Origin of the sequence: Candidatus Thioglobus sp., assembly GCF_028599055.1 — a bacterium.
Classification (GTDB): Bacteria; Pseudomonadota; Gammaproteobacteria; order PS1; family Pseudothioglobaceae; genus Thioglobus_A.
Genome location: NZ_JAQRMS010000173.1, coordinates 1 through 2,260 on the forward strand (window position 1 = coordinate 1; position 2,260 = coordinate 2,260).

1 protein-coding gene is annotated in these 2,260 nt (G+C 37.4%); it reads right to left on the minus strand.

Annotated elements, in window-relative coordinates; genetic code table 11:
* Positions 1–1,133: 1,133 nt before the first annotated feature.
* Positions 1,134–2,260 (minus strand): transposase family protein (locus PSN35_RS07185; RefSeq protein ID WP_300031478.1); only part of this gene is annotated, 1,127 nt, incomplete at its 5' end.

The following is a 2,260-nucleotide window of genomic DNA, read 5'->3' on the forward strand; positions in this document are numbered from 1 at the left end:
AACGTGACTCTACCATTTATCATTAATGGACTAACGTGACTCTACCACATATCATTAATGGACTAACGTGACTCTACCACATATAATTAATGGACTAACGCGACTCTACCATTTATCATTAATGCACTAACGCGACTCTACCATTTATCATTAATGGATTGTATGGACATCCTTATTACAAATACTACAATAATCACTAAAATGACAGATACATGTACATAGAACTAAATGGATATCTAAATATCAAGATCGAAGTTTAATTTCAAGCACATTTTTGTATATCATGTTAGCTTAATGTAGCTAACAAGTCGGACAACTTCTGTGTTTGTTTATGAAATAGGAAAACAGAAAAGACCGCCGTGGTCGTGATCCTATGGTAGTTTGATTTACAACTACCTATGTAATCAGTGAGTATCATCATTAACGTTGCGAATTCGACTTCCACTAAAATGAGGTGTCCTCGATATAACATTATGTGATAAAGTTAGTTAGTTACTTGACCTGTTCTAATATGATCACATGACTACTGAGATTGCTCTGCATGTTAATCCATCGGGGTTAATAGAAGTCGTAAATCTTCTTAGTAAAATAGTCCTAGTTGTCATATGTACTGTGGTTTTCTCCACCAATAAAACTGACCGCCAAGATATAGGGGAAATATTTTTACCGACGATGCATAGTAAATAGAAGCTGCAAATCTTAGCAAAATATTCGTAGTTATGTTAGCTTTCAATGAAGGGGACCGTCATGGTTGTTTTCGTGTGGCAGTTTACAACTACCTATGCAACCAGTGCCTATCACCACTGAAGTTTTTCGAATCCCGCTCATGGCGAGGTGTATTCAATAAAACATTATGAGATAAAGCTGGTCAGTGACTTGTTACATGTCGGTGGTTATTTCTGGGTACTCCGGTTTTCTCCAACAATAAAACTGACCACTACGATATAACTGAATTATTGTCGAAATGGTATTAAAAACTATAACTATCAAGTAGAACACATAAGCTTTGGATTGACTGGAGTGCATATCTCAACTACGCAATATATTGGACCGCTCACAAAGGCAAATAGTGTAAAAGGTACGTAAAGTATAATATTAATGATTACCGAAAAAGCCAATGTTACATGTGGATTCTATTCTTCAGTAGAAACTTCATTGTCATCGTCAATTAACTGAGGTTCAGGTAAATCTTTTGCATCAGTGAGATATGCACTCCAGTCAACTGTGAAATTAAAGTCAATATCCCTGTGACGAGCACATCCCAGGAACCACACAACAGAAGCAACATGGGCGCATGTACCTACCACCCGAGCACCTGACCGACACTGACAATACCAACCTTTGACCATTACATCATCATATTCAATCCAAAGCTTATGTATTCTACTTGATACATGACGGCTTTGAATCTTTCCCATAAGTAAACCTTCATCCTGCTTATTTACAAACATTTCATAAGAGCCATCAGCATTTAGATGCTCGACTGAATACGACTTTGCTAATTTGAGTTGATACACTCCGAGTGTAAGCTGACGCAATTCATCCTCCTGAAGTTTGGGAAAATCATTAAAACAGTCTCCCACGGAACTAACTGATAGCCAGTTGGACGGTCGTCTTTCCAGATGGTCTCGTTCAATCCTTTCTTTCAGGCAATTTTTTTGTGTTGATAGATGCAACATTTTGCACCCAATTAGTTCATCATCTACATGGCTAGGATTCAGTGGCTTACAATACTTATTTACGATGGCAGATACCAATGAAACATATTCACCTATGTAGGGAATTTGGCTATTTGGTAGGATATTGGCCAAATATTTCCAACATTTTACCTTGCCATTAACTGATTCTACCACCCAACGTATCTTGGTAACTAATCTTGATGAGTTACTTTCCTCGACAGTGTGTTGTTTTTGTCCCCTTCTCAGAAAGACCGGCATCTCTGTCTTGATTCGGAGGTCATCTAAAAATTCAACGGAATCCCTAAAACCCCTATCGACGACGACAATATCACCTTCTCTGAGCCAGTTAGACATGTCTTCTGCATTTGTTTTTAGACCATGTATAAGAATATTGGCATCATTGTTTTTTCCATCACTGAAATATGGACCTAAAGAACTGATTATATGACCAGTAGTAGACACTACCATCATTGTTTTTACCAATAGCCTGTTTTTATGGAGACTGTAACATTTCCGTTGAAAATGAAACTGTGAACTTTTTTTAATATAAAAGTATGTACCGTCCAGAACGAGAATGGCTG